The sequence below is a fragment of the Halalkalicoccus paucihalophilus genome (assembly GCF_001593955.1).
Lineage (GTDB): Archaea > Halobacteriota > Halobacteria > Halobacteriales > Halalkalicoccaceae > Halalkalicoccus > Halalkalicoccus paucihalophilus.
Map to the genome: position 1 here is coordinate 163,412 of NZ_LTAZ01000012.1, position 19,276 is coordinate 182,687.

The 19,276-nt window shown below is 54.5% G+C and carries 16 protein-coding genes and 1 pseudogene; 6 read left to right on the forward strand and 11 right to left on the reverse strand.

The features are described from left to right. Positions 1-295: 295 nt before the first annotated feature. The 4 genes from HAPAU_RS15285 to HAPAU_RS15300 form a co-directional block, all read right to left on the reverse strand. A complete protein-coding gene (locus tag HAPAU_RS15285) occupies positions 296-688 on the reverse strand; it encodes a cupin domain-containing protein (protein WP_066384530.1) in 393 nt (130 codons plus the stop codon). 183 nt (positions 689-871) lie between these two features. Then, a complete protein-coding gene (locus tag HAPAU_RS15290; RefSeq protein WP_066384656.1) occupies positions 872-2,500 on the reverse strand; it encodes a gamma-glutamyltransferase family protein in 1,629 nt (542 codons plus the stop codon). A gap of 570 nt (positions 2,501-3,070) precedes the next feature. Then, positions 3,071-5,629, reverse strand: a complete 2,559-nt coding sequence (locus tag HAPAU_RS15295) for a heavy metal translocating P-type ATPase (protein ID WP_066384532.1) — start codon at positions 5,627-5,629, stop codon at positions 3,071-3,073. A gap of 58 nt (positions 5,630-5,687) precedes the next feature. Continuing rightward, complete coding sequence (locus tag HAPAU_RS15300) at positions 5,688-6,434, reverse strand: helix-turn-helix domain-containing protein (RefSeq protein WP_066384534.1); 747 nt, start codon at positions 6,432-6,434, stop codon at positions 5,688-5,690. A gap of 881 nt (positions 6,435-7,315) precedes the next feature. On the opposite strand from HAPAU_RS15300, the gene HAPAU_RS15305 reads away from it, so the two are divergent. The 3 genes from HAPAU_RS15305 to HAPAU_RS15315 all read left to right on the forward strand — a co-directional run bounded on the left by HAPAU_RS15305 (position 7,316) and on the right by HAPAU_RS15315 (position 10,822). After that, on the forward strand, positions 7,316-7,972 hold the full coding sequence (locus HAPAU_RS15305; protein ID WP_066384537.1) for a dihydrofolate reductase family protein: 657 nt from the start codon (positions 7,316-7,318) through the stop codon (positions 7,970-7,972). 960 nt (positions 7,973-8,932) lie between these two features. Continuing rightward, positions 8,933-10,345: a sugar porter family MFS transporter gene (locus tag HAPAU_RS15310; RefSeq protein ID WP_066384540.1), complete on the forward strand. Its 1,413-nt coding sequence runs from the start codon at positions 8,933-8,935 to the stop codon at positions 10,343-10,345. A gap of 216 nt (positions 10,346-10,561) precedes the next feature. After that, positions 10,562-10,822 carry a hypothetical protein gene (locus HAPAU_RS15315; RefSeq protein ID WP_066384542.1) on the forward strand — a complete coding sequence of 87 codons (261 nt, stop codon included), beginning with the start codon at positions 10,562-10,564 and terminating at the stop codon, positions 10,820-10,822. A gap of 29 nt (positions 10,823-10,851) precedes the next feature. On the opposite strand, the gene HAPAU_RS15320 is transcribed toward HAPAU_RS15315, so the two are convergent. After that, complete coding sequence (locus HAPAU_RS15320; RefSeq protein WP_245634167.1) at positions 10,852-11,277, reverse strand: hypothetical protein; 426 nt, start codon at positions 11,275-11,277, stop codon at positions 10,852-10,854. Positions 11,278-11,335: 58 nt separating this feature from the next. On the opposite strand from HAPAU_RS15320, the gene HAPAU_RS20030 reads away from it, so the two are divergent. Continuing rightward, complete coding sequence (locus tag HAPAU_RS20030; protein WP_084383788.1) at positions 11,336-11,764, forward strand: TRAM domain-containing protein; 429 nt, start codon at positions 11,336-11,338, stop codon at positions 11,762-11,764. A gap of 67 nt (positions 11,765-11,831) precedes the next feature. Here the strand turns inward: HAPAU_RS20030 and HAPAU_RS15330 are convergent, their stop codons facing one another. From HAPAU_RS15330 to HAPAU_RS15355, 6 genes are all read right to left on the reverse strand, one after another. Beyond that, positions 11,832-12,143 carry a hypothetical protein gene (locus HAPAU_RS15330; RefSeq protein WP_066384659.1) on the reverse strand — a complete coding sequence of 104 codons (312 nt, stop codon included), beginning with the start codon at positions 12,141-12,143 and terminating at the stop codon, positions 11,832-11,834. A 65-nt stretch (positions 12,144-12,208) separates the two neighbouring features. Beyond that, complete coding sequence (locus HAPAU_RS15335) at positions 12,209-14,011, reverse strand: MBL fold metallo-hydrolase (protein WP_211263597.1); 1,803 nt, start codon at positions 14,009-14,011, stop codon at positions 12,209-12,211. Then, positions 14,001-14,363: a DUF6788 family protein gene (locus HAPAU_RS15340; RefSeq protein ID WP_066384546.1), complete on the reverse strand. Its 363-nt coding sequence runs from the start codon at positions 14,361-14,363 to the stop codon at positions 14,001-14,003. Before HAPAU_RS15340 ends, HAPAU_RS15335 begins: the two co-directional genes overlap by 11 nt. A 296-nt stretch (positions 14,364-14,659) precedes the next feature. Further along, complete coding sequence (locus HAPAU_RS15345) at positions 14,660-16,039, reverse strand: Cdc6/Cdc18 family protein (protein ID WP_066384549.1); 1,380 nt, start codon at positions 16,037-16,039, stop codon at positions 14,660-14,662. A gap of 952 nt (positions 16,040-16,991) precedes the next feature. Beyond that, positions 16,992-17,474, reverse strand: a complete 483-nt coding sequence (locus HAPAU_RS21820; protein WP_066384550.1) for a hypothetical protein — start codon at positions 17,472-17,474, stop codon at positions 16,992-16,994. Continuing rightward, entirely contained in the window at positions 17,474-18,331 is an 858-nt protein-coding gene (locus tag HAPAU_RS15355; RefSeq protein ID WP_066384552.1) for a ParA family protein, read from the reverse strand. Before HAPAU_RS15355 ends, HAPAU_RS21820 begins: the two co-directional genes overlap by 1 nt. 239 nt (positions 18,332-18,570) lie before the next feature. Here HAPAU_RS15355 and HAPAU_RS22995 point away from each other — a divergent pair. Together HAPAU_RS22995 and tnpA are read left to right on the forward strand one after the other, a co-directional pair. After that, positions 18,571-18,681, forward strand: a pseudogene (locus HAPAU_RS22995) (ArsR family transcriptional regulator); the annotation flags it as partial. Between the two features lie 190 nt (positions 18,682-18,871). Beyond that, entirely contained in the window at positions 18,872-19,276 is a 405-nt protein-coding gene (gene tnpA, locus HAPAU_RS15360) for an IS200/IS605 family transposase (RefSeq protein WP_066384553.1), read from the forward strand.

The window sequence follows — 19,276 nt, forward strand, 5'->3', positions numbered from 1 at the left end:
GTTTCAGATTACCGCCCAACGGCATTTAAAGAAACTGATTGTATAGTGCGGAACAGACGTATGTGCCCAGCTTCGCAACGCGCTCCTCCCCTCCCTACTCACTCGCTCCGCTCGTTTGTTGAGGAAGGGGACTCCGCGCTTTCTGCTTTAGTCCATGAAGTCGACCTTGATGCCATCAATGTCCCACTCAGCCCATCGATTCAGTTTCTCGTGGCGTTCATCAGCGGGATGGAGATCACTCCAGTGTGCCCAGAGGAAGACGCCGACATCCCGATCGTGAGCCTACTTGACGAGCTCACGCATCAGTCGACGGATCGTACTCCTGCGCGTCATCGACCGAGGGTGCACCGATAGCGAGGACACGAACCGGTCCGTCTGCAGATTCGGGATTGAATGCCCGCTGTGGACTTCCAGGATCGACAAACAGCGCTTGATCAGCTTCAACGACGTACTCTTCGTCCGGTGTCTCGACGTGCAGCGTCCCATTAAGCACATAGAACGCTTCGATCTGTTCATCGTGATAGTGATAGCTCAATCCTGATTGCTCACCGGGAGAGAGTTCATAGACGCGAAGACCGAGTTTCGAATCCTGGTAGTCGTATCCAGCTGCGACGCTCAATGAACGGACGTCTGTCGGGCGGTCGTCCCATTGGTCGAGATCGGCAGCATCGATGAGATGATATCCCATATACTCCTCAACCGATAGTAGCTACTAAACTACTGGCATGAGGTATTGATGAACAACCAGACACGTATAGTACATATATTGACGGACTTAGCAGCAGTTGAGAGAAAGCTTGTAAATTTAAAACGCATGACGAACGTTCACTGAAGAAGTGCGCAACTACACAATGCTCTCCGATCGTATTTCTCAGTAGCCCTGAGCGTTCCCATCCTTGCGCGGCTCGGTCGCACCCGAAAGGACGCCTTGCTCGTTGCGGGCGATCTGGGCGCCGCCGAACATACCGGGTGAAAGGATACAGATGTCGTGCTCTTTCCGTACGAGCTTCGCAACCACGCTGGTGTCGAAATGCGGCTCAACTGCAAGTTGGCCGTCCTCTCGGTAGCGCCACCGGGGCTCGTCTAAGGCACGTTGTAGGGGCATGCCATAATCAACAATATTGCTGATCAGCTGGACGTGGCCCTGTGGCTGCATGTACCCACCCATCACACCAAAACCGGCCCAATCGTCTTCTCCGAACTGGACGAGACCGGGAATAAGCGTGTGAAACGGACGCTTACCCGGTTCGAGGCCATTAGGATGGTCCGGATCAAGCGAAAACGACGACCCACGGTTCTGTAGTGCGATCCCCGTCTCGCCGGCGACGACTCCCGACCCGAAGCCGGCGAACCGCGAGTTGATGTACGAAACCACGTTGCCCTCCTCGTCGGCAGCGGTCAGCAGGACTGTATCGGCGTCCTCCACGTTGGCATTCGGAATCCCGACCGAAACGTCGTTGTTTGCGGTCTCACCAACGGACTGAGCGCGACGTTTAGCCCAATTTTTCGACCCGAGCGGGGGATGGTCGGCGTACTCGGGATCCGTGATGTAGTGATGCCCGTCGTGGAATGCGAGTTTCATCGCCTCGACGAGGGCATGGATACGCTCCGGAGAGTTTCGCTTGTGTTCGCCTGCACCGAGCTCCTCGGCGATGTTGAGCGCTTCCAGTGCGATCAGTCCCTGATTATTCGGCGGGAGTTCGAATACTTCCGCCCCGTTGTACGTCGTCGAGACGGGTTCTGGCCACTCGACTTCGAAGGCCGCGAGATCATCAACAGTCAAGAAGCCACCTTCTTTTTGGACTTCTGTCGCGATCTCCTCAGCGATTTCGCCGTCATAAACAACGTCGGCACTCTCCTCAGCGATCAACTCCAGTGACGCGCCGAGCTTCGGGAGCGTAACGTGCTGACCGGTTTCCGGGGCGGAACCGTCGAACAGGAACGCCTCGCGAGCGTGGTCAGTCTCAAATAAGTCCTCTCCGTGTTGCCATTGAGCCGAGACAACCTCCGAAACTGGATATCCGTCCGTTGCGTACCGGATTGCGGGCTGGAGCAACCGACCAAGATCGAAGGTCCCGAAGCGATCCGCAGTGGCCTCCCAACCACGGGCGGTCCCGGGAACAGTCACCGCGTGCGCACCCGTTTCAGGCATCTCGACGCTCGCAGGATCCATAACCTCCGAGGAATCATCGTCGGCGACTGCCTCGCGAACGGCCTCGATCGTCGCTCCAGCAGGAGCGCCGCCACAGGCACGCATCGCACCGATATTACCATCGGCAGTTCGGTAGAGCGCGAACACGTCGCCACCTAATCCAGTCGAGGTTGGTTCGACAACGTTGAGTGCTGCAGCGGTCGCGACCGCTGCGTCAAAGGCATTGCCACCGTCACGCATGATGGCGATTCCTGCTTCTGCGGCGAGAGGTTGGCTTGTTGAGACGACACCACGCTGTCCGTAGACGGTCGACCGACGGGAGGAAAAACGATCCAGATCGGGATCCATAACCTGCTTTCTCGAACGCTCATAGTAAATCATAGTGATCGAAGCCCTTGCCCAGAAAGGGCTGATAGAACTTCTGTCGAACAGTCGCAACCGGGTATCAGCGTCATGGGAGTGTTCCTCCGGATGCCCAAATACAAGTGCGAACGCAAAAACGCACTTCGTCGCCGTTGATCCACGAGAAACGACTACAGAGTGTTCTGCCTCTGGCATCGAAATCGAGAAGTCACATCCCGGTGAGTTCGATCTCCGGACTGTCGAGAAGCCGTACTACCAGCAGTATCGAGAGACATACGATGGCGGCCGGTGGTGAGGAGCGTATCCGTTGATTAGCACTAACAGAGGGTAGTCGTTCCTCAAAAGGAGTTTGCCTTGTGCAACACCTCGCATTCGGGGTCGTTTCGTTGCACAAGGTTGACCGCGTCACGAGAGGAGTCCGTACGCACAGTCGCAGATGGGACAATCAGTACTCTATTCCTCAAAACGTGCTAGAGACGGGATACTGCATACAAGGGTGTATTCAGCGATCCTCTCCCGAAATTTTGCCACCTACTCGGTCTACAGTCGAGACCGTTACTCGAATCGGTCGGGCTTGATGCCGGCCAATCGGAGCGCGTTCGTCGTCACGCCGAGGCTCATCCCCATATCGCCGACGATGATTGCTACCGCGACGTTCACCAGCCCGAACGGCACCCCGACCGCGAGTAGCGCCTTCACACCGATGCTGGCCCAGATGTTCTGCCGGATAACCCCGTTCGCCGTCCCCGACAGCGCGTAGAGGTAGGGGAGTTTCGACAGGTCGTCGGCCATCAGCGCGACATCCGCTGACTCGACCGCCGTGTCGGTACCCGCCGCACCCATCGCGACCCCAACCGTTGCCGTCGCGAGGGCCGGCGCGTCGTTTACCCCGTCGCCGACCATCAGTACGCCGCCGTACTCTTTATCGAGCGTAGTCACCACCTCGGCCTTGTCCTCGGGCAGTAACTCGGCACGTACCTCGTCGACGCCCGCCGCCTCCCCGACCGCTCGGGCGGTCACCTCGTTGTCCCCGGTGAGCATTACGACGCGTTCGACGCCGAGGTCATGGAGTCGTTCGATCATCCGCTTTGCCTCCGGGCGTATCTCGTCGGCCACTGCCACGGCACCGACGAGTCGCTCCTCGGTGCCGACGAGGACGACTGTCTTCCCCTCGGACTGGAGTGATTCGACTGTCTCACCACTGACGGTCGAACCGCCACTGCTGTCGGACGGCTCGACGGCGACGCCACCATCTGAGGCAATGTGGCCGTCGAACGAGACCCCCAATTCCTCGAACAGTGCGGGTTTCCCGACGAAGTACGCCTCACCTTCTACGTCGGCTCGCACCCCCTTCCCGGTCAGGCTCTCGAATCCAGAAACGGTACCCGAGTCGATGCCCTCCGCCTCGGCAGTCCCCACGATAGCCTCCCCGATGGGGTGTTCGCTACGAGCCTCCAGACTCGACGCCACGGCCAGCACCGATTTGCGGGTCTCACCCTCCGCGGGGACGACGTCGGTGACGGTTAATTCGCCGTGTGTGAGTGTCCCCGTCTTATCGAATGCGACTGCACCGACCATCCCAACCGATTCGAGGTGCGTCCCGCCCTTGATAAGGACGCCGTTCTTCGCGGCGCTCGTAATGCCGGAGACGACGCTGACGGGCGTGCTGATGACCAATGCACACGGACACGAGAGGACGAGCAACGCGAGGCCACGCTTGAACCATGTCGCCCACTCGCCCGTAAATACGACCGACTGGCCGGCGAGGTTCAATGAGATGGCGCCGTCGATGATTAACGGTGGCACCACGGTGATGAGGACGGCCAGCGTGACGATCACCGGTGTGTACTGGCCGGCGAACCGATCGACGAACCGCTCGTGTTCGGTCTTGTCCCGCTGGGCGTCCTCAACGAGTTTGACGATACGGGCCAGCGTACTGTCCTCGGCTGCCGCCGTCACCTCGATTTCGAGGTACCCCTCTTCGTTGATAGTGCCGGCGTACACCTCGTCACCATCGGTCTTGTCCACGGGGACACTCTCACCGGTGATGGGTGCCTGATTGACCGCACTCTCGCCGTCGACGACAGTGCCATCGGCGGGAATGCGATCGCCCGGACGGGCGATAACGGAATCGCCGACACGTAGCTCTTCTACCGGGACGGTTATTTCCTCGCCGTCGCGTCGCACGGTTGCGGTCGTGGGCGAAAGGTCGACCAATTCGCGGAGAGAAGACCGAGCACGATCCATTGCGTACTCCTCCATCAACTCGGCAATGCTGAACAACACGGCAAGCATACCGGCTTCGAGGTAGAGTGCTTCACCGAAGACGACGCTCGCGGTCAGTGCGCCGATGATGCCAAGGCTCATCAACAGGTCGATGTCAAGCGAGCGGGTACGTGCCGAGTAATAGCCGTTGCGGAGAATCTGCTCGCCGCTGATGACCGCACCGGCGAAGTAGAGTCCCTCGGTGGTACCGAACCCGCGCCCGAGGACGGAGACAAGCGTCACGTCAAGGCCCGATAGCAAGAACTGGACGGCGAGGCCAACAAGCAAGAGGCTACCACCGACCCACGTCTTGAGCGCGCGTGGACTCAGCCATACGTCTCGCGCACGGCTCTCCTCGACGAGGGCGTCCTCCGCTGCGTCCGGTCCAGTTTCTTCGATCTCATATCCTGCACTTTCGATGGCAGCAACGAGGTTGGCCCGAGAGGTCTGCTCCGGGTCATAGGTCACAATGACGGTGCCGGTCGTCGGGAGCGTCTCACGGTCCTGAATCCCGGCGGTGGAATCGAGTGCGTTCTCGATTTTTCCAGCGCAAGATGCGCAGTCCATCGTCGGGACGTCGAATCGTTCGGTCTCCATGTCGTCGCGTGACTCGACATCGTAGCCGGCGGTCTGCACGCGTTCGATGACGGCATCGACACCGACCGTCTCAGGGAGGTACTCGACGTGGACGGTGCCGGTCATTACCTGCGGTTCGACGGTGACAATACCGTCGAGTTTCGAGACACTGTTAACGATCTTCTCCGCGCAAGAGGGACAATCCATCCCCGGCACCTCAAGCCTCACGGTTCGAGATATAAGATCGTCCGAACCGGGTGCGTTCGTATTCATTGTGTATACAGACACCTCCGTAGGACAAGCCCCTTCGTTTGGTGTGTACCAACTCCGATTAGGTGTCGGGGGAAGAGAGACGTGCAGACGAGGAATGGTCAGTCACGTAGGCTGCGGCCAGTCGCGCTTCGGCACGGCGGAGCCGATAGGAGAACGTCGAGCCGGGAATACCGAGCTCCTCGGCGAGTTCGTAGGTTTCGATCTTGCGGGGTGTCTGGTAGTAGCCGTGTTCGACGGCCGCTCGCACGGCAGCATCCTGTTCGGGCGTAAGCGAGGGTTCGCCGTCGTCCGGGGTGGCGTCGTTCGCGTCACCGATCCGAACGAAGGTGACACCGGTGGTATCGTCGATTTCATTCTCGATGGCGCTGCGGAAGGAGGTGTAGGTAGTAGTGTCGGGAGCGATGATGCGCCATTCATACCGGCGACCGACCCACGTCGTCTGGAAGATAAGGCCATCGCCAAAGTGGTCGAGTGCAAGGTGGGGGATAGAGGTACAAGAGGGAGTACGCGACCAATAGGAGTAGAGGACGAGTGCATCGTCGGTGCGGTCAAGAACTTGGGTTTCCCAGTCTGCTTCGCAGTCGCGGCGTGCCAGACAGTCGGTATAGTACTCGGTGTCGGCGACAGTATCGGCGAGTTCGTTGAGTGTGCTCCGGCCCCCAGTAACGTGGTCGACGCGCCAGAGATGGTCGGGTGAGACGTGACAGGAGAGCGAATGAATCGTCGTCTCTGGGTTGGCCGCGAGGATATCGGCGACCGCGTTGGTACTCGGGGCGTATTCGAGGGCAAAGACGAGTTCACGCATACGCCCGTGTAGCGCGGAGATGAATATGAACTCGTTGCCGACGACCGATGCCAAAGAGAATTCACCTTGTGCAACATCTCGCACCTAAGGACGTTTTGTTGCACAAGGCCGACCAAGTCAAGAGAGAGGAGTCCTTGTACACAGCCGCAGATGGGACAATCAGTACTCTGGTGAGACACTCAGAACGTGATAGGAATGAGGTGCTGCATACAAAGAATGGATGCAGCAGACGGACTTCGTTAGTTCCACTTGAACTGTGCTGAATCAACCGAGTAATAGACCTACATACGTACCGCTACGAACTCTATTGAATGGTGATACTGGCGAGTCAATCCCCTCGATGCTGACACGCTCTTCACTATCTGATCTGCGAAAATAGCAGATTTCGGCTGCATAAATGAGGTTTAAGTAATGGTATGTCGTAGTCAGTACTGCTTCGCTATCTCTCTGCAGGAGTAAGAGGGGTAGCGAGGGTGTCAGAGGCACCTTATTCTTCCTTTCCCAGCTTCCCCTGCAGAGAGATTGCGGTAATACTTCAACGTCAAGCACAATCAGTGTTATGAATGACCACGTTTTCCTGCGAATTCCGCGCTACCGGTAGATAAAACCGTAACTCGTCGGGTTCTATTGAGCGTTCGTTGAGGGCGGTTTCTTCGAGTTTTGCTCTCGGCTGACTCTCCTCGAAATAGTTTCGCTGTAGAGACCGATTACTCACCTTCACAGATCCCGTCTCAGTTTGGTCTGGAGGTGCGACGCAGCAGTCTTCGTCTAAGCCCCCGAATGCCCAGAAATTCCTGAATACGCTCTATTACAACGTACTTGCCGGCTGATTCGTCGTGCAGAGATACTGCTATTGTCTGCTCTCACGTTAGTGGGGATGTATGAGCGATAACCACACAGATGAAGTAAGCGGTACGCTCGTCATTGGAACGTTTCTTACCCTTGATGGCGTGATGCAGGCACCGGGTGGTCCTAACGAGGACCGCGACGGAGGATTCGAACATGGAGGGTGGTTGGTCAACTACTATGATGAGAGGATGGGCGAGATTCTGGATAGCCAGTTCGCCGAAGTCGATGCACTACTGCTCGGCAGGAAGACGTACGAGATCTTCGCCTCATACTGGCCCAACGTCGATACGGAGAACGATTACCTAGCGACGAAACTGAACAGCATGCCCAAGTACGTCGCATCCAGAACCCTCAACGCGGTGGAGTGGAATAACTCGACACTTCTCTCGGGCGACATTGCAAAGGCCATCGAGGACCTCAAGAAGGAACGCAGGGACACCATCCTAGTGCAGGGGAGCGCGAACCTGATCCAGACGCTGCTCGCACACGACCTCGTTGACGAGTTCCGACTTTGGGTCTTCCCGCTGGTCTTGGGTGAGGGGAAGCGCTTGTTCGGGGACGGAACTGTCCCCGCAAACCTCGAACTGACGGCTGCCGAGACGTCGAGCACCGGGGTCCAGATGCTCCACTACGACCGAGCAGGCGAGATTGAGTATGGTTTGGTCGGGTCGGATGATGAAACGGAGTGATTAGTGATATTTTCGCGAGTCTACCTTACGACGAGATCGGGACTGTGTGACCTGCAAGATACGCGCTCTGTATCCAACACGACTTCTGAAACCCATCACCGCTTGAGAGGTCCAACACGGCCAAATTATTCTACGACCCGAATCCAACCAACTCGCTCAACGAAAGAACGGCCAGCTCACAGAATATCGTCTGTCGTCTCAGCTGTCCGGAGCGACTTGAGGTCCGTCTACCGGAGCCCGTACGGAACACGCGTTGCCAGCGGAATGGGATCGGACAACTCATGCAACGACTCGGGTTCAAACACGGAGACACGCCTGCTCTGATCGACCGGTGCCTGATCACTAGTAGAGGACGCAAGCGGGCGTGACAACGTCGCTTCGCTCGCCGATACGATTTCTTCTATTCGTGCAACATACATGACGGCCCACCAGCACCGATAATATCCAGTCCAGCAGACTCCGGATTCTGCCCGATACGAACGAACTCCCAGATAGTGTTCTCCTCACAAAATGGAATGCTGTCTTCTCGAGACGAGAAAATTGCAACCATTGCGTCAACAGCTTCAGCAAGCTCGCACCAAGAGATCTCGCCGGCCACAGCGTTGCGCTTGCGTCTGGTGTCCACTCGCCTAAGTCTTATTCTTGTCTTGACTAAACCCCCAGCTGTGGCTCACGGGACTCTATTCTGTCTTAAACGCACCAGTGAGTAATCCCATCTAATTGTATCGAGTGCCAACAGCAGAGTGAGGATATACACGCCCAAACGGTTCTAGATCGGATTTCGACAGTATATCGTTGCCTTTGCAAGGGCCGCTGTTCATAAGGGACGTGTGAATACCAGCTAAGAGAGACAATGGCATGCAAGTGGAGAAGTACGTATCAAGGTGAAGACTCTCGTGGCCATAACCGCTCACTACTACCAATTCTAAGCCAAAAAAGAAGACCCGAGATGAGAGCTAGATGAACGCAATCGACTCTGCTCTCAATGCTGACCGCGAGCATGGGACCTTTGTATACGTCGTTGCCTTCATCGCTGCACTCAACGGATTGCTGTTTGGCTTCGACATCGGCGTTATTTCCGGAGCGTTGTTATATATCAACGAGACGTTTACCCTGACACCGTTTCTCGAAGGCGTAGTCACCAGCAGTATGCTCATCGGTGCAATGATCGGCGCGGCGATTGGGGGCCGATTATCCGACAGATACGGCCGGCGCCGAGTGACGCTTGGGGGCGCTGTTGTGTTCTTCGTCGGTTCGTTCGGCATGGCTCTCGCGCCAACGCTCGAGTGGCTTATCGCTTGGCGCGTGATCGAAGGTGTCGCCGTTGGCGTCGCGTCCATGGTCGGGCCTCTCTTGATCGCTGAGATGGCCCCGCCGGACATTCGAGGCGCACTCGGATTCCTTCAACAACTAATGATCACGCTCGGTATTCTACTGGCATATATCACTAATTATCTGTTCGCTCCCGAATTCTTGGGGATCATCGGGTGGCGTTGGATGCTGTTATTCGGAGCTGCACCAGCGGCCGTTTTAGCAGCTGGAACATACTTTTTGCCCGAAACACCACGATGGCTTATTGAGAAGGGACGAACTGAGGAGGCTCGTAACGTCTTATCACGCATCCGAGCGAAAGCTGACGTCAATGACGAACTCGATGAGATTCGCGAGATCAGCGAGATCGAATCGGAGGGAGGGTTATCCGAACTCTTAGAACCATGGGTTCGCCCGGCGCTCATCGTCGGGGTGGGGCTGGCAATCATTCAGCAGTTCGCTGGCATCAACACGATCCTCTATTACGCACCGACGATCCTCACTAACGTCGGGTTCGGTGATATTGCGTCACTGGTTGGAACAGTCGGAATCGGCATCGTCAACGTCCTCTTGACGCTCGTCGCTCTCCTCTTAGTGGATCGTGTCGGACGACGACCTCTGTTGCTTGTCGGAACCGGTGGAATGGCTGTTATGTTGGGTATTCTCGGCCTCGGATTCTTTCTACCCGGTCTCTCGGGGATCGTCGGCTACGTCACATTGGGAAGTATGTTCCTATACGTTGGGTTCTTCGCGATCAGCCTTGGACCGGTATTCTGGCTCATGATTTCGGAGATTTATCCGCTCCATATCCGTGGCACCGCGGAGGGCACTGCTAGTGTCGTCAATTGGGGTGCGAACTTTACCGTCGCACTGACATTCCTCCCATTGGTCGACCGAATCGGCGAAGGCTATTCGTTCTGGATCCTCGGTGGATTTTGTGTCCTGTCGTTCGTCTTCATCTACACGCGTGTCCCAGAGACGATGGATCGTTCACTTGAGGAGATTGAAGATGATCTCCGCTCAAGCACCGTCGTTGGCGCTGATACAGATCCTTCTGATTGAACACATTACGTAGTGAAGATGACGGCCAGTGCCTCTATTCCGAATTCGGCTCAAAGTAAATACTCTCCCTCCTCTTGGAAGACGTTAATGTAAAATCAGTCAGCCTGAGTCGTTGGTACCACTGTCCAGCGAATAAACGAAGCACCCTTTCTGAACAACGATTCTTGCTGTATTCTGCAGTAGCACTACGAACAGAGAGCGTCTTGTTCAAGTGCAATGGGAGAACTCACCAACGACGATAACGAGCTAGCGGAACCGAAAGAGAGTGCCCAGAAAGCATTCGACCCGATGTCGGAACCGGTAGTGCTTGCGGCGGTCGCATCGGTTGCTTTCTCCTGGTATCAGTTCTGTCTTAAAGAAGACAAAGTACAGGGCCTCTTCGTTGGCCTCTGGGCATCAACCCTTCTTGGTGCTGCAAGTTATCTCAAGAACCTCAGAATTACCAAAAAGATCGACAGTGGCCTCTCGTTCGAATAACAAATCTCGGGCAGCCTAAACAGTGGTTATCAGTCGATGGACTCCACATTAATCGCTGATGCTGTCTCATCGGCAAGCAGCAGTACGAGCTGATCCATCCGCGCCGAATCGTACGCAGTGAGATCGTATCGATTGTGATTGCTTCGATGGGTATAGATCCGTAGAATCTCGAGACCCGCGGCAGTACTCAGGAGCTGGCCGAAGAGCTGTGGTTCGAACGGCGGATCGTCCCATATGGAATACAGCTGTTTTGCCGATGCGTAGTTCCTTGCTGACTGTTCGAGAGCTTGCCTGAGGTCTTCTGCATAGCGTTCTAGTAGACTATAGCGTTGAGGCGCAGTATCGTGAAGCGCCTGAAGCTGCTCAGCAAGCGAAGAGTCTGCAGATTGCTCCAACGACATCGTATCGAGTGAAATATCGGAGACACGCAGCAAAGAACATACTTTAGCAGACATATTTGCCGAAAAAAGTTATATGGAGTGACGTACATGCGATTACTCACAATACGTACCAATGGTTTCAATCCCAGATCGTCTCCAAGCGCTCATTACGTCTCGTCTGACAGAGGAGAAAGGAGGACTGCAGCTCGAGATTCCACGAGAGGTGGTCGAACAAATGACGGTTGATCCAGGAGCAGTCTATCAGGTCGCCGTGCTTCCGACTGAGACTGAGGACACAGCAGACAATGGCCATGATACAGCTGATTCTGATGCATCGGCGTCTTCCTCCGCTGCAGAGGGTCCGGAGCCACCGGTCACCGAGGGTGAGGTCCGAACAGTAACGATCGACACTCGTGGTAATCGGGGAGATGGGATTACTCGTGTTGAACGAGGCTTTGTTGTAATTGTCCCGGATGCCGAACCCGATGAGGAGGTAACCGTTGAAATCGAGACCGTCCAGTCGAACGTCGCCTTTGCGAGCGTCCTCGAACGACAAGAGTAACGAACCATCGAGTGCCTACTTCTCGGGAAGTATCTCTTCAAAAGTACACAATCGACCAAGAGAGTGCTCAGCAACGCTCCCAGTCGACACCAATTGTAACCGCGAGTTCCTCGATCAAGGGTTCGGTGAGCGTGACTGGATCAGGAGCATCAGTCACAGAATAATCCGGCGAGACATCGAAGACCTCAACAGTAACGAGTCGTGCGTCCGCTAAGCCCCCGTCGTCGACTTCGAAATCGAAGATGGTGCGACTGTAGATCACGATCGTCCGTTCATTCGAGACTTCCAAGTGTTCGATCCGCGCTTGCTCAAAGGCCGTGAGCAAATCAACAGACTCATCAAATCGATAGTGGACTGCTGACTGTGTCTCATCACTCATCATACAAGATAATTACTAACTAATGGTATATAATTAGGTGCTCAGAGAGGAACGCATCGGATCGGTCAACTATTGGTTTCGAGTTCATCGCGAACGATCTCACGAATCTCCGATTCCGAATACCCTGTTTCATTTCGGGCTTTGGCCACCTCCTCACTCAGCGTCCCGACTACCTCTCGGAGGTGCTCAATCTGCTTGCGAACGTCTGTCGAAGATCCCTCGACGCGTTCAGGTGAGAGCACTGGGGTCGCTACCTCCGCATTTCGTGTCACTGGAATCGGCGTAAGCAATCGTGATCGGGTGACCTGCTCGACGTTTTCGACGTTGCGCGCGAAATGCTCGGCGAGTTGCGTCTGAGCGTAGTCCGGCCCGTGAATCAGCACGATCGTTTCGGGACCCACGTGGCGGGCATACTCGAGGAGTCGATCTTGGGATGCATGCGCGCTGAATCCGTGGATCGTCTGTAGCCACTCAGCAGGAATCGTTGCTCGCGTTACGCGATTGGGCCCATCGTCGGTTTCGACCGTCGTCCAGACAACGTTCTCGGCGGCTGGCCAATCAGTGCCAAATGGACTCGTTTCAGTCGTGTACGTGAGTTCCTCCTCGTTTGCTTTGACTTGATTCTGCAGTGTTCGTCCAATCGTGTTTTTCGCTTGGTAGCCAGTTAACAGGAGTTTCGCCCGATCGAAGCGAGCCGCGAACTCGGTGAGATAGCGCGGGGAATTCCCGCCGGTAAGCATTCCCGATGGAGCGATGACGATCGGAACGGTTCCAGTCGCACCACTCTCCTCAAGAATCGCTCGACGATCCGCATCGGTCGCGGGGAACTCAGCGACTGCCGGTCTGAATGGCGCCTCATGGCCGCTTTCAATGACGCGGTTAGCCATCGCCTCGTCCATAAACGTGGTATCGCGAACGTACTCGTGGTAGAGTTCGGTCGCCTCTTGAGCCATCCCATCGACAACGAGTCGAACCTTTTGTCGTAACTCTTCAGGAAGCGTGTGAAGGCGATCAGCGAACAGCAGCTGCAGGATCTGAGCCCGACCAACAGCGAACGTCGGGATCAATACTGGAGCCCCCTCACGGATAGCCTGTTCGACCGCCTCGAAAAGCGTCGTCTGGGCGTTCTTTACCGATTGATGGCTATGGGTCGCACCATAGGTCGATTCACAGAACAAAAGATCCGCTTGTGGCGGCGTCTCAATCGTGGGAAGGTGAGCGGCCCGTCCACCAAGGTCACCCGAGAAGACGGCCGTATAGCCACTCGTCTGGAGTGAAAGCCACGCTGAGCCAAGTAGGTGGGCCGCATTGCCGAACCGAAAGACGAGCGACTCGTGTTCGGGGACGTCAGCCACGCCGGCGACGAGCCCACCGCCGTAGTTGACCGGCTCGAACCGTTCGAAGATCGCTTGGACGTCGCGCCCGGTGAACTGTTGATCACGACTCGTTGTTTCGAGCTGGTGGATCTTCAGTGAATCCTCAAGCAAGAGCTTCGCGAGGTCGATCGTTGGGGGTGTCGCGACAATCGAGGCATCATCATCTAAGAGTCCGCGCGCTTCCAAGACCGGGAGGCCGCCGCAATGGTCGATATGTGCATGCGTGAGGAAGACTGCATCAATGTCCTCGGGTCCGAGACCACGCAGATCAGGAAACTGCTCACCACTTCCTTGATTGAGGCCACAATCAACGAGGTAGGTTGCATGGGCAGTATCGACTTGGTAGCAGCTTCGCCCGACCTGTTGTGCGCCACCACGAGGAGTTACGACAAGGGGAGTATCGGCGTCAGGTATGACATCGGCATGCTCAAGCGGGTCAAACGTTTCATCGATGGCGGCTGGTAACCATGGCTGCTCGGTGTTAATCGGCATCGGTATCAGTAGCAGTCTCAGTTGCTTTCCCAAGATACTCGCGTCGAACGGTATCGTCGTCGCGATAGGCCCGATACTTGTATGGGCCGTGTTTTGCACCGCCGCTCATACATGAGCAGCTCTCATCACCGCAGGTCCGATATTCGAGATAGACGGTGTCACTTGAGTCGTTTCCAAGAACCTTAGCATCCTCCGGTAGTTCATCTTCGGTAACTGGCTCGCTTCGACGCTGTTCGCGAGCTGCAAGCAGCTCGTCGATATACTTACGTGCATCCCTAAGGGCCTCGTCGTCTTGTTTGGGGAGCCCGTCAGTGAGGTAGTCCGGAAGCGAGGAAGGTGCAGTCGGTGGCATTTTCCTTGTGCAACATTCGTTCTCAAACCAATTAAGATTGTTGCACAAGGTGAGCTTTGAACAACGAGAGAGACTTGGGACTGGTTGTGAGCGGACCAACAGCCAGCGACCGTTAAGCTGTACCCCCTCCCTACAACCTCGCGCCTTCGGCATTCGTTGAGGAAGGGGCCTTAGCGCCTCAATTAAGCTAAACGGAGCTGAGTATCGTGGTAAAATCTATCATCGAGAAAACCCCTCAGTCGACTCGTGATGGCATCAGTCACGGGCCTTGAGCAACTCGTTGCTCTCAGATCAAATCATCTTTCGACGATTTTAATCAGGCGCTGGCGGGTACCCGCATCAATCGGAATGTTTGAGCAACGATCGTCTAACCCAATCGATTGAAGAAGGAGCCCTGCCTCATCCAACAACGATACCTCGAGATACGTCCCTTCTCTGTAGCCGTCACTAGTTCTCTTCATGTCGATGATTTTTAGTGTCTCGTATTCACGAAGTTGGTCCGTAATTCGCTTTTGACCGAGTACATTGACGTTGATCGCTTCTGCAAATTCCCGGTAGACACGGTACATCTCAGTTGCCTTGAAATGGGAATGGCCAGTGAATTCATCCATTGCGGCAAGGGCAGCAATCGCAATCTTCGCCTGTGTCGGGCAGCCACGAATCAAATCCTGAATCCGGGTGACTTCAGCATCGTCATTCGCAGCACGAACATGCTCTTCATAGACTTGGTCAGCATCACTATCACGAGCGACTTCCCCAGCGAGTCGAAAGAGATCGATCGCACGGCGTGCATCACCATGCTCCTGGGCGGAAAACGCCGAGCACAGGGGAATGACGTCATCAGTGAGAACACCCTCGTTGTAAGCATCACGGCGACGTTCAAGGATATCGCCGAGCTGGTTTGCATCGTATGCCGGGAAAACAATTTCGTCCGGCGCAAATGAGCTCTCGACACGGGTATCGAGACGGTCGCCATATTTGAGATCATTGCTGATACCAATGACTGTAATGCTGGCGTCGACATCGTTCTCCTCACCCGCTCGAGAGAGCTGCATGAGGAGTTTACTGTCATCTGCCTCCTCTGGTGGAACGTTTTGAGCGTCATTAGGTGGAGCAAGACGGTCGATCTCGTCGAGAACGACGATCACAGCATCATAGAGCTCGTCGATGACCGTCCAGAGTCGATCGTAGTAGGCGCCTGTCGCGATTCCCGAATGCGGAATCGTAACCCCCGTCTCCTGTGGATCATTCAGGCTTTTCGCGAGGTGTATAACCGTTTGAACCTCTGAGCGGCGCTGAGCACAGTCAATAATTGCCCGTCCGATACGACTGTCATTGTTGGCTCCGCGCTGCTCAACTTCACGGCTGACATATCGAGTAACGAGCGTTTTTCCGGATCCGGATTTCCCTAGGAGAAGAGTTCCTTTTCCCGAGCCACCAGTAATCGTTGGTTTGAGTCGCCGTGCAACGGTCTCAATCTGATCATTGCGGCCGACGATCTTGTCGTGGTTCGGAATATGATCAATTCGGAGGAGATCCTCGTTAGCGAAGATCGGATCTTCTTCATCAAGAACAGAGAGAGGGTCATCACGAGATACAGACCGAGAGTGGGCAACAGCCCCCTTACTGGCTGCGTACTCCCCAAGTGTTTGAACCACTTCCGTACTCGAAGCCATACACCGGATTTCAAATGAAATCGACTTAGTTCTTTCCCCACTATTTATACTCCTCTACCAAAGGTCGAGAAACGGCACTAGAGACCTACAACGAATACTCACTGCTACTATAGCGAAATCAGAACTGTCGGTAGTAGCTACCCGCACTAACACCGGATTTCAAATGATCTGACGAGCAGCCAGCTCCGTAGCGATTTCCCCCCACACCGAATTTCAAATGAAATGACGCTGTATGATCACAGTCATCTCGAATAGATAGACACCCACACCGGATTTCAAATGAATTCCTACGAAGATAGGCGTACTACAAAGTGCCCAAGACTAGTCCGGACGTGTGTGAGATGGTCCAAATCATGAGGAAGAGCGGTCGTACAGCCAATATCATTTGAAATTCGGTGTTCCGAGAGATCTACTGTGGCAACTCCGAGAAGATAATAAAACGACCTTACAAACCACCATCAAAGGCAGCATCGCTTATAATAGCAAGAGAATCGCGGAAGTACACTTCAGCGAAACTGTCTCTAATAGCTCAAAGGGAAGGATTCGTACTACTACTACTACTACTAGCTTACCGGTATAGTAATATATATAATAGAAATCAAGGAGAAGCGGTTTCCATCCGAAGTCAAGCCTCAACAAAACACGGAGTATGACCCTTCTATCCTTAGGGAAGCAGTTCTATCCCATTCTTATTGCGAAGATGCCTCAAGACCGTCGCCTTCACTTGGAACGGAATTCATTTGAAATCCGGGGTGGGGGTGTTGGCGCTATAATAGTGCTTATCATCTTACCACTCTCGCCACCTTGTACAATAGCTTCGTCCCATTCCTATATTGTTGCACAAGGTGGTGGTTAACTTCGCTCTCTTGGAAGCAGAAATCCCCTTTTCTGGACGTCTACGAATACATCTATAGAAGGCCCTGACTTTCTTACCAGCCAAAAGGGTGACCTGCTAGGCCTCGAGATCATATCCCCATTCTCTGAGGACTTCAGCGATAAGATCTGGATTCCGCTGTGCAACGATCATTGCTGCTTCCCTATAATCGGATTTGTAGACGGTTCCGCCCAGCATTTCCTCCAGAGTATCTTTGAGCTCATCTTCAGCGTTGATGACGTCTTCTCGAAGGAAGAACGGTACCTGTTCACGCCCTTCGTTTACCTTCTCTCGGCGTAGTTTGTAGGGAATCGAACTCATTGATGGGCGTTGTCTCCCTCGTTCCGAGTTAGAATCCGAACCTGATGCTGTGTCGGCTGTGGTACTATCTTCTGGTCCCGTAGTCGGTTCTTGATCGTGGCTCCCAGTATCTAACGTTGCTGTACTCGTACTGGTTGACTGCTGTTCGGTCGGTTGCTTATCGTCGTTTTCTGTCTCGGGGTTGTCTTCCGCTTCGGTTTCGTCAAGCCCCGCGTCACGTGATCCGGATTTAAGTCCCATTACGCGGTCACCTCCGGTATTTTGAGTCCTGCTTCCCGCTCTAGGTGGCGAGCAAGCTCGTCGAACTGCTCGAGTGTATCGATCTCATACTCTCGCTTTCGATTCCGGTGGTCCTCAACGTAGGTATATGGACTACACTGCTGTTTCCAACAGCCCTCCATCAACGACCCCCGTTCGCCGATGATAACTGGTACTGAGAAGCCACTCTCGCGAAGCTCACCGAGAATTTCTCGCTGGTCACGTGTATCTTTGTAGCCGATCGGAACAACAGCGAGAACACCGACATCAACTCCAATGCTCTCCTCAAGTCCATCGACAAGATCGTCAAGCCCTTCGATCGATTCTTGTCCTTTTGCTGTAGCCTCAAACGGAATCACGACGTTGCGAACGGCAACTAACGCATTATAGAGGATCGGGCCCGCTTTCCCAGCCGAATCAACAATGATGACGTCATAGTGATCACGGACATTTGCCTCCTGAAGCACACGATGGAGTTGGTGGTACATACTATAGGATTCACCCAAATTCTCGGCCTGGTTTTTTTCATTCAAGAGGAATTCATGGATATCCTCTAGCATATTGTGGGATGGGATCAGATCGACGCCGTCTTCGACTTCATGAGTGAGATCATGGAAATCACCCTTTGGCCGGCCAACCAAATGACGAACTAAATTATCGATTTGAGGATCTCCGCGGTTATACTCGGGCCCAAAAAAGTACGTCAGACTACCATTCTGTGTATCCATATCGATTGCCAGCACGTTATGTCCTGCTTGAGCATGACTGACGGCAAGTGTTGCTGCAGTCGTCGTTTTACCCACTCCACCTGCTTCTGAAACCGGGGTATAGGTCAGCATATTCCGAATAGTAATAGGCCATGACTATAAATTTGAGTCAGACGCTATAGTTATGGGGTATAGCTATACGATATATTTTTAGAGTATAGCTGTACTACAAAACTATACTATACAGCTATATTCTACAGTTCTACTATCGGCTTTCTATTTCAGCTTTATCTCACAACTATAGCCTATACCTATACTCTCTAACTATATCTATTAGTTATAGTATAGTCGTACTCAGCCGCCGGGACTCTTCTGAACCGATCTCGCTTACTCTTCCTATGAATGGACATACTCAAACGATTACACCAGCGCTTATCGCTGCGGTCGCTCGGCGTGAATCGGATGAGGATGTCGATGTCTATTCGAGCATCACGGTTTAGCTGAATTGAGGCGCTAAGCCCCCTTCCTCAGCGAGCGCCGACCGAAGGGAAGGCGCTAGCAGGGAGGGGATACAGCGACGCACGGTTTTCATACACTCTACGGTTACAGGCCCACAGACCCACGCAGTCGTAACGTTTTTTCAGTAGGGTAGCATAGTAATGACCGAACCCAATGGAATACGACCTCGACTCGGGAGCGCACTCGACGTTTTCCCTGCACTACCACCTGATACTCACCACAAAGTATCGGCGCGGAGTGCTAACCGAGGAGCGAACCCAATTCATTCGCGAGGTCATCAGCGGGTTCACTGACAACTACGGTGTCGAACTGACGAACCTCGACGGAAAGGACGACCACGTTCACATCCTGTTCCGAGCAAAACCAACCACAGACCTCGTGAAGTTCATCAACACAGTCAAGGGCGCAACCGCCCGCCGTATCCGCAACGAGTACGCGGACGTACTGAAGACCGACCTGTGGGGCGACTCGTTCTGGAACGACTCGTACTGCCTCATCTCGACGGGGCAGGTGTCGCTGGATGTGCTGCACCAGTACGTCGAGAACCAACGCGAGTAG

Excerpts from the sequence above, each read along its gene's own strand:
- HAPAU_RS15285 (WP_066384530.1), bottom strand. The coding sequence starts at position 688 with ATGGGATATCATCTCATCGATGCTGCCGATCTCGACCAATGGGACGAC.
- HAPAU_RS15345 (WP_066384549.1), bottom strand. The coding sequence starts at position 16,039 with ATGGCTTCGAGTACGGAAGTGGTTCAAACACTTGGGGAGTACGCAGCC.
- HAPAU_RS15305 (WP_066384537.1), top strand. The coding sequence starts at position 7,316 with ATGAGCGATAACCACACAGATGAAGTAAGCGGTACGCTCGTCATTGGA.
- HAPAU_RS15330 (WP_066384659.1), bottom strand. The coding sequence starts at position 12,143 with ATGAGTGATGAGACACAGTCAGCAGTCCACTATCGATTTGATGAGTCT.
- HAPAU_RS15300 (WP_066384534.1), bottom strand. The coding sequence starts at position 6,434 with ATGCGTGAACTCGTCTTTGCCCTCGAATACGCCCCGAGTACCAACGCG.
- tnpA (WP_066384553.1), top strand. The coding sequence starts at position 18,872 with ATGGAATACGACCTCGACTCGGGAGCGCACTCGACGTTTTCCCTGCAC.
- HAPAU_RS15310 (WP_066384540.1), top strand. The coding sequence starts at position 8,933 with ATGAACGCAATCGACTCTGCTCTCAATGCTGACCGCGAGCATGGGACC.
- HAPAU_RS20030 (WP_084383788.1), top strand. The coding sequence starts at position 11,336 with ATGGTTTCAATCCCAGATCGTCTCCAAGCGCTCATTACGTCTCGTCTG.
- HAPAU_RS15340 (WP_066384546.1), bottom strand. The coding sequence starts at position 14,363 with ATGCCACCGACTGCACCTTCCTCGCTTCCGGACTACCTCACTGACGGG.
- HAPAU_RS15315 (WP_066384542.1), top strand. The coding sequence starts at position 10,562 with ATGGGAGAACTCACCAACGACGATAACGAGCTAGCGGAACCGAAAGAG.
- HAPAU_RS15355 (WP_066384552.1), bottom strand. The coding sequence starts at position 18,331 with ATGCTGACCTATACCCCGGTTTCAGAAGCAGGTGGAGTGGGTAAAACG.
- HAPAU_RS15335 (WP_211263597.1), bottom strand. The coding sequence starts at position 14,011 with ATGCCGATTAACACCGAGCAGCCATGGTTACCAGCCGCCATCGATGAA.
- HAPAU_RS15290 (WP_066384656.1), bottom strand. The coding sequence starts at position 2,500 with ATGGATCCCGATCTGGATCGTTTTTCCTCCCGTCGGTCGACCGTCTAC.
- HAPAU_RS15295 (WP_066384532.1), bottom strand. The coding sequence starts at position 5,629 with ATGAATACGAACGCACCCGGTTCGGACGATCTTATATCTCGAACCGTG.
- HAPAU_RS21820 (WP_066384550.1), bottom strand. The coding sequence starts at position 17,474 with ATGGGACTTAAATCCGGATCACGTGACGCGGGGCTTGACGAAACCGAA.
- HAPAU_RS15320 (WP_245634167.1), bottom strand. The coding sequence starts at position 11,277 with ATGTCTGCTAAAGTATGTTCTTTGCTGCGTGTCTCCGATATTTCACTC.